Annotated in this window: 9 protein-coding genes and 1 pseudogene; 7 read left to right on the forward strand and 3 right to left on the reverse strand. The window is 60.7% G+C overall.

Going from position 1 to position 7,559, the window contains the following annotated elements:
* Positions 1–113, reverse strand: a pseudogene (locus tag AC1DWI_RS08815) (AraC family transcriptional regulator); the annotation flags it as partial.
* Between the two features lie 178 nt (positions 114–291).
* Here AC1DWI_RS08815 and AC1DWI_RS08820 point away from each other — a divergent pair.
* Both AC1DWI_RS08820 and AC1DWI_RS08825 read left to right on the forward strand, forming a co-directional pair.
* A complete protein-coding gene (locus tag AC1DWI_RS08820; RefSeq protein WP_477670513.1) occupies positions 292–840 on the forward strand; it encodes a carboxymuconolactone decarboxylase family protein in 549 nt (182 codons plus the stop codon).
* Between the two features lie 81 nt (positions 841–921).
* Positions 922–1,446 (forward strand): peroxiredoxin family protein, encoded by a 525-nt coding sequence (locus AC1DWI_RS08825; RefSeq protein ID WP_477670514.1) that lies wholly within the window; start codon positions 922–924, stop codon positions 1,444–1,446.
* Here AC1DWI_RS08825 and AC1DWI_RS08830 read toward each other — a convergent pair.
* Positions 1,406–2,335, reverse strand: a complete 930-nt coding sequence (locus AC1DWI_RS08830) for a LysR family transcriptional regulator (protein WP_477724689.1) — start codon at positions 2,333–2,335, stop codon at positions 1,406–1,408. The two genes, AC1DWI_RS08825 and AC1DWI_RS08830, sit on opposite strands and share 41 nt — an antisense overlap.
* 147 nt (positions 2,336–2,482) lie before the next feature.
* On the opposite strand from AC1DWI_RS08830, the gene AC1DWI_RS08835 reads away from it, so the two are divergent.
* Positions 2,483–3,493, forward strand: coding sequence for an aldo/keto reductase (locus AC1DWI_RS08835; RefSeq protein ID WP_477670516.1), 1,011 nt, complete (start codon positions 2,483–2,485; stop codon positions 3,491–3,493).
* 96 nt (positions 3,494–3,589) lie between these two features.
* On the opposite strand, the gene AC1DWI_RS08840 is transcribed toward AC1DWI_RS08835, so the two are convergent.
* Positions 3,590–4,774, reverse strand: a complete 1,185-nt coding sequence (locus AC1DWI_RS08840; RefSeq protein WP_477670517.1) for an NAD(P)/FAD-dependent oxidoreductase — start codon at positions 4,772–4,774, stop codon at positions 3,590–3,592.
* A 174-nt stretch (positions 4,775–4,948) separates the two neighbouring features.
* Between AC1DWI_RS08840 and AC1DWI_RS08845 the strand changes: the two genes are divergently transcribed.
* The 4 genes from AC1DWI_RS08845 (at position 4,949) to AC1DWI_RS08860 (ending at position 7,385) form a co-directional block, all read left to right on the forward strand.
* On the forward strand, positions 4,949–5,512 hold the full coding sequence (locus tag AC1DWI_RS08845; protein ID WP_477670518.1) for a DUF4410 domain-containing protein: 564 nt from the start codon (positions 4,949–4,951) through the stop codon (positions 5,510–5,512).
* A gap of 128 nt (positions 5,513–5,640) precedes the next feature.
* Complete coding sequence (locus AC1DWI_RS08850) at positions 5,641–6,303, forward strand: hypothetical protein (RefSeq protein WP_477670519.1); 663 nt, start codon at positions 5,641–5,643, stop codon at positions 6,301–6,303.
* A gap of 65 nt (positions 6,304–6,368) precedes the next feature.
* A complete protein-coding gene (locus AC1DWI_RS08855) occupies positions 6,369–6,806 on the forward strand; it encodes a hypothetical protein (protein WP_477724690.1) in 438 nt (145 codons plus the stop codon).
* Between the two features lie 84 nt (positions 6,807–6,890).
* Positions 6,891–7,385, forward strand: a complete 495-nt coding sequence (locus tag AC1DWI_RS08860) for a hypothetical protein (RefSeq protein WP_477670521.1) — start codon at positions 6,891–6,893, stop codon at positions 7,383–7,385.
* Positions 7,386–7,559 lie beyond the last annotated feature (174 nt).

Here is a 7,559-nt window from a genome sequence, read left to right on the forward strand (position 1 = left end):
GGCGTGAAGCGCGTCACGCCGCACAGCGGCCCGTTGTGAAACATGTGGGCCCGCACGCGAAAGCGTTCCATCAGGGCGGAAAGCCGGTCAATTCCTTCGGGGGGCGTGGTCATGGTGTGGGACTGGGTTGAGGCTTGTTTTGGATGATAAGGATGATTTGATAGACGAATTCATCCAATAAGTCCTGATTGTCGCGTGAAACTTCTTCCTGTGCAGCGAGCGCACCTACACGCCCCGCCGCGCGAAACGTCATCCCTCAACCGCGACTCTTCAACCTCCAAAGGACTTCACATGTCACGCATTCCATTGATCGACCGTAACGCCACCTCCGCCGATCGCAAAGCCCTGCTCGATCAGGTCACCCAAGCCTTCGGTGCCACGCCCAATATGTTCAAGGCCGTCGCCAATTCACCCGCCGCGCTCAAAAGCATGTGGGGCTCGTTCGGCGCGCTGGGGGGCGGTGTCATCAACGCCAAACTGGGCGAGCAGATCGCTGTGGCAGTGGCCGACCGCAACGCCTGCGAATACTGCCTGGCCGCGCACACGGCCCTGGGCCGCAAGGCCGGCGTCAGTGCTGAAAGCATGGCCGCTGCGCAGCGCGGTGAATCCGCCGACCCGGCCACCGCTGCGGTGCTCGCGTTTGCACTCAAGCTGGTGAATGAACGCGGCAACGTGTCCGGGGCCGATGTGCAGGCCGTTCGCCAGGCCGGCTTCACCGATGAGCAGATCGTGGAAATCCTCGCGCATGTGGCGCTCAACCTTTTCACCAACTACGTCAATGTGGCGTTTGCGGTGCCGGTTGATTTCGCGCCCGTCAGGCTGAGCCGAGCCGCTGCCTGACGCTTTACCACCCGGGTCTTTGACCCGACGTGCGCGGTCTGCTGCATGCAGGCCGCGCTGAAAGTATTTTTGAAAGCTTTCATGCAAACCAAAAATTATTCTCCCGCACCCGCCTGGCACATCGCGCACTGGCTCAACACACCGTTGCCCATCACCCTCGAATCCCTGCGCGGCAAGGTCATCGTCATGCACGCCTTCCAGATGTTGTGCCCGGTCTGCGTGAGCCACGGCCTGCCGCAGGCCATAGCGATACGCCAGGCATTTCCCGAAGCATCGGTTGCCGTCATCGGCATCCACACCGTGTTCGAGCATCACCGCGTGATGAACCATGAGGCGCTGCAGGTATTTGTGCATGAGCAGCGTCTGCGTTTTCCCATCGGCGCGGACTTGCCTGCAACGGACGGCCCCATCCCGCAAACCATGGCGGCTTATCAGTTGCGCGGCACACCCAGCCTGGTGCTGATCGACAGGCAGGGTCGCTTGCGGTTGAGCCACTTCGGGCACCTGGACGATCTGGCCGTCGGTTCGGCCATAGGGCAACTGCTGGCCGAGACGGCTGGCGAAGTCACGAATACAGTTTCGTCCCCGCCGCAAATTCCGCCTTGAACACTTCGGCCACCCAGTCAGCAAAGGCGCGTACCTTGGCCGTCAKGTGGCGGTTGCGCGGGTACAGCACCATCATCGGCAGCGCTTCGGGCTGCCAGTCGGGCAGCACGCGTACCAGTTCGCCGCTGGCCAGCAGCGCGCAGGTGCGGCGTGTCAGCGGCGGCTGCGACAAACCCAGCCCGGCCAGCACCGCACCCATGTGGCTGTCGGCGTCGTTGCAGCTCACCCAGTGCGGGCGGTGAATTTGCCGCACGTCACCGTCCCTGGAAAACTCGAACGGAAACACCCGCCCCGTCTTGGCAGAATGAAAGTTCACAAAGCGGTGCTGCTCCAGGTCTTCCAGGGTCTGCGGTGTGCCGTACTGCGCCAGGTAAGAAGGCGCAGCGCAGGTCACTACCGTCAGCCGGCCCAGCGGCCGCGCTACCAGCGTTTCGTCGTGCACCAAGCCGCCGCGAATCACGCAGTCCACGCCTTCGGCCACCAGGTCTACCGGCCTGTCGGTGCTGCCCAGTTCCAGCACCATGTCGGGGTAGCGTTTGAAAAATTCCGGCAACGCCGGTGAGATCACGTGGCGGCCCACCGCCGCCGGCACATCCACCCGCAACCGCCCGGCCGGCGTGGCCACGGCCCGGCGCAGTGTGCCTTCCAGCTCGCCCATGTCCTGCACCATGGCCTGCGCGCGCTGGTGGTACAGCGCGCCGTCGTCTGTCAGGCTCAAGGTGCGCGTGGTGCGGTTCAGCAGGCGCACTCCCAGGTGCGCTTCAAGTTCCTGCACCACCGTCGTCACCCGGGCCTTGGGCATGTGCAGCGCGGTGGCTGCCGCGGTAAAGCTGCCCAGGTCCACCACGCGTGTGAAGACTTCCATCGCCCTGTAGCGATCAACGCTCATGATTTCGCCCTTATTGTTCTTTAAATCACTAACAGTTAGTTTATTGAATGGCAGTTTATTCTTTTAATTCAAACCAATACAGTTCATTCACCTGCTCACTTATCTGCCCATTCCAACACTGATCCACTTTTTAAGAAAAGGCTCCCCATGAACACGAATATCCTTTCTCCCACCCGCCTGGGCTTTCGCGGCCCGCAATCCGTCTCCGCCATCGGCCTGGGCGCCATGGGCATGTCGGGCATGTACGGCGCCCACGACGAGGCGCAAAGCATCGCCACGATTCACGCCGCGCTCGACGCCGGCGTCAACCTGATCGACACCGGCGACTTTTACGGCATGGGCCACAACGAGATGCTGATCGGCCGGGCGCTGAAAGGCCGGCGCGACGAAGCGCTGATCTCCGTGAAGTTCGGCGCGCTGCGCGACCCGTCTGCCGGCTGGATCGGCATGGACGGCCGTCCCGCAGCGGTGAAGAACTTCCTGGCCTACACGCTGCAGCGCCTGGGCACCGACCACATCGACATCTACCGCATCGCGCGGCTCGACCCGAATGTGCCGATCGAAGAGACCATAGGCGCGATGGCCGACATGGTCAAAGCCGGTTACGTGCGCCACATCGGCCTCAGCGAAGTCGGCGCGCAGACCATCCGCAAGGCGCACGCGGTGCACCCCATCAGCGATTTGCAGATTGAATATTCGCTGGTCAGCCGCGGCCCCGAAGCAGAAATTTTCCCCGTGCTCAAGCAACTGGGCATCGGCGTCACGCCCTACGGCGTGCTGTCACGCGGGTTGCTGTCGGGCTCCAAACCCACGGGGCCTGGTGACTTCCGCGCCCACCTGCCGCGCTTTACCGGCGACAACGCGGTGAAGAACCAGCAGCTCGTCGATGTATTGCATCAACTCGCCGCTGGCATGGGCGCCACGGCATCGCAAGTGGCCATTGCCTGGGTCATCGCACGCGGCAAGGCCCTCGGGGTCGACATGGTGGCGTTGGTCGGTTCCCGCAAGCCAGGCCAGCTTGATGAAGCGCTGGGCGCGTTGAAGCTCAAACTCAGCGCCGAAGACCTGCAGCGCATTGAAGCCGCGCTGCCTGCCGACGCGGTGGCCGGCACACGCTACGACGCTTACCAGATGGGCCACCTGGACAGCGAAAAGTAAGCGCAAATTTATACAAAATCGACCTGTAGCCATTGGGGGTCATGCGCGAGCAGCTATCAATTCAGGAGCAAAAAAGGAAGAAGGCGTGAACCCAACCTAGATCACGTTCTTCTCCAGCAAGCTGCGCCCCTCTACCAGCCGCTGCACCGCCAGCGGCGACAAGTCCAGGCTGGTGTAGCCGCCTTCGGCAATCCACTCCGCCAGGCCGCGCCCCACCGCCGGTGACTGCTGCAACCCGTGGCCGCTGAAGCCATTGGCCAGCAGCAGGTTGGGCAGGTGCGGGTGTGGTCCCAGCAGCGCATTGTGGTCGTGCGTGTTGTATTCGTAATAGCCGGCCCAGGCGCGCTGCATGCGCACGGCCTCAAAGCCCGGCACGCGCTTGGCCAGCGTCAGCCAGGCTTCGTCGAAAAGGTCGTAGTCCACCTCCAGCGGCGCGTCGTTGCCGTCCTGGCCCTGCGCCGGCGGCAGGCCGCAAATCCAGATGTCGCCTTCGGGCCGAAACCACAAACCGCTCGGGTCAATCACCAGCGGGCAGTCAGGCGTCTTCGCGGGGCTGGCAAATGCGTACACGCAGCGCTTGCGGCCATACACCGGCAGGTCAAGGCCCGTGCCGGCCAGCAGCGGCCGCGCCCATGCACCCGCCGCATTGACGGCCCAGTCGCACGGCAGCTGCGCGCCGCCCTCCAGCGCCACGGCACTCACGCGGCCGCGGCTGTGCGCAAAGCCCGTGGCCTCGGCCTTCACATACTGCACACCCAGGCTGCGCGCCTTTTGCTTGAAGGCCATCAGCAAACCATAACCGTCAAACCAGCCTTCGCCCGAAAGGCCGAGCGACGCCAGCGCCAGGTCGTCCACCTGCAGCCACGCAAAGCGCTGTTGCAACTCGGAAGGCGTCATCAGCATCACATCGACACCGGCTGCGCGTTGTGTGGCGTGGTTCTCTTGCAGCGTGGCCGCGCCGGCTTCAGAGGCCAGGTACAAATAGCCGCGCTCGGTCAAACCAATATCAGGCACATCACCATCGACGGCCAGGTGCTGTTTGATGTTGCGTAAAAAATCAATGCCGAATTGCGACACCGCAATGTTCACCGGCTGTGAAAACTGCTGGCGAATCGAGCTGGCCGACAGCGCAGAAGAGGCTTGCGTGTAAGTGGGGTCACGCTCGACGACAGTGATGCTGCCGTCAAAACGCGGGTGCGTCGCCAGAAAGTACGCGATGGCGCTGCCGATCACGCCACCGCCGACGATGACGATCTTTTGTGCGGATGCTTCAGGGTTCATGCTGCTGCTTCATTCATTACACAGTGGAAGCGCCACATCCTACAGGCCGCGGCGGGCCTGGTTTCTGATCGGCATGCTGCTTCAGCATCAGGGTCTCCGCATTTGCGGTGCGTGCGCATTCATCCCATATGATCGCGTACGCCCAGGGGCGCTCCCTGCAACTCACACATTCAAATGCAACAACTTATCCAACGCTTCATCCTGTGCCTCGCCATCGCTTCTCTTGTGGGTTGCGCTGCGACGGTCACCCAGTCACCGGCTGCGGCATCTTCGCCGTCTGCGACGACACCGCGAGCGCAAGCGCTCTCCGGGGCGCTCGTCGCGGTCGTCAGCGGCAGCCAGGCCGTACGAAGCAACGCTGATTGGCCGTCGTTGGTGGAAGAATGGAAGGAGTCGCTGGCAGAATCCGCAAAAACCGCGAAGATCCCATTCGTCTTTGCCAAGGATGAAGCCGCAATTCCCTCGAACGCCTCCATCCTTGTCCGTTTGACCGTCAACGACTTCAAGTATGTGTCTACAGCGAAGCGATACGTGTTGGGCGTGCTGGTTGGAAACGCGTACATGGACGTTAACGCCCAGTACATCGAGCTTCCTTCGAACAAGTCGTTCGGAGCCAAAAATTTCAATACCTCCTCGAGCGCCTGGGAGGGCATTTTCTCAGCCGTTACCCCCAAGCAGGTTCGAACCGTCTCGGAGGTGATTGTCAGGGACGTTGTTTCAACGTCGCCCGCGAAATAGTGCGTTCCGCCGCTCGGTCGAACCGATGGTCAGTGGTTGGCCTGACCTCCCGCCATTGACCCTGTCTCACCGCACCAAATATCCCGCGGGCGGCGACTGTCGCCATCAGCCGATAACTACCGGAGTTCATGTCCATGCGTCTATTGCTAGCTTTCCTGGCTTCCCTCTCCCTGGTGGGCTGCGCCACAGGCCCGGTGTCTCTGCCTGTCGAGAACCTCGCCGCATCGGCCCGGACACCGGTCGAAGACCTGCGCCCGAAGAATGAAGGCACTCGCGAAATCTTTAGCCTGCTGATTACCAGTGATCGCTACGGTTATTTCCGGTTGGCCCAGGACCTCACAGACCCCACCGGCCCCCGGCTGTTCTCCCATCGTCTGCAAGAAAAGTATGGTGCCGGACCCGTCCCTCCAACCAGGTTGCATCACTTTGCGGTGTATTCAAACTATCGCGCAGAACTCAAAAGCGCGGCGTTGGGTGCTGCACTGGGAGGTGCCATTGGCGCCGCCATTACAAGCGGCACCGTCAAGCGCGAAGGTGAAACCGTCCATACCCTGGTCGATGCAGCGAGCTATGCCGCGCTCTCGGGCGAGAACGAATACCAGCGCGCCTTCTACACCGAAGCCGAACTCAAAGCTGGCACCTCCGCGTTCGTGATCTTCATCGAGAGCGAATCGCAGGGGCGGCGTCGCTTCACGCGCACCGTATCTCCCACCAAGCCCGCTCAGGCGGATCAAAGGAATCCGCTGCACCGGGCCCTGGAGGCTGCCATTCACTTCCATCTGAACCCCTGAGAAGGTTGCCTGGCAAGACTCCGCGCCATTCCGCACTTCTGCGGGACATGTCAAAGTTAGGACACATGGAACACCACATCATTGCCAACGCCGAATTGGTGCGAAACATTGCCAGGGGAAAGCTGGYCGTCATCGTCGAGTACAACGAGGCTGGAGTGCGCTGGCTCGACGCATACATTGATCGTCAACGCCAAACTGCGAGTGAGGAAGTCAAGAGCAACCTGCCGAGCACCTTGGGCTCATTCCTCGGTGAATGCATCCGTCACACTTTCGGCGGGCAGTGGGTGCAAGATCCAGAGCACGGCTGGATGGTCAGGATCAATGACAAGTTGTCAGTCTTTCCCTTCAACAAGGTCGCAAAGCAGCTTGCCAATGAAGACGGTGAATCTGTGTCGGGCCTCTTCACCGCCATCTCTCCGCTATTACTCGCAGACATTCCTGGCGAGCCGTCTGTCTTCGCACCTACGCTTAAAAAAGTGCGTCCCTGGTGGAAGTTCTGGTAGCCGACCTGAAAATGACTTTCCGGTAAAACGAGGCACTCTGCCGGCAAGTCGGCTGTGCACCCTGCATCTCAAACATTGAGCATCATGAGTCCGATCGTTCCCGCAACCGAATTTGAAATCTGTGTCTCTATGGGTGACTTCGTCAGTTGGACTGTCGAAGACAAGCCAGTGCCCAATCCAGACCTTCAAGCCGTCTTTGATGCCCTGGGTGTAAAGATTGAGATCTTATCCATCCACCACGATTACTTTGACGATGCTTACCGAGCCGGGCGTGGGGACGTTCATGTCTACCCCGTAAAGGGCGATCCGGACACCGTTGTCGTGCTTGATCTATACAGCGATCCACATGACCAACTGGACTTGGTGAGTCTATTGATGCGTTGCAAGCCATCTTCAGTAACAGAGATTGCGCGGCTCGTATCTGTGTTCTTTAACGGTGCGTCAGCGCAAGTCCATACGTCGCAGCAAAGTGTTTCTATCAGGCTTCGGAGGTCAATCGACAAGACGCAATATCCGCGTTCCATCTCTGGCTCTGAGTTTGTTCAATGCCAGATTCATCACCAGGATACTGATGCCTGATCAGTCCTCGGACGCTTCGAGGAACATGCTGCTGCTTCATTCATTACACGGTGGAAGCGCCACATCCTACAGGCCAGCGCGAAACGGGGCGGTATTGTCGCCATACAGCGACAAGCGATGTAAGGCGCAAGTGTGTTGTGCAACGGTGTGTGTGAAGGGTCAACAGCGCTGCAT

The organism is Polaromonas sp. P3_C2, assembly GCF_056402675.1.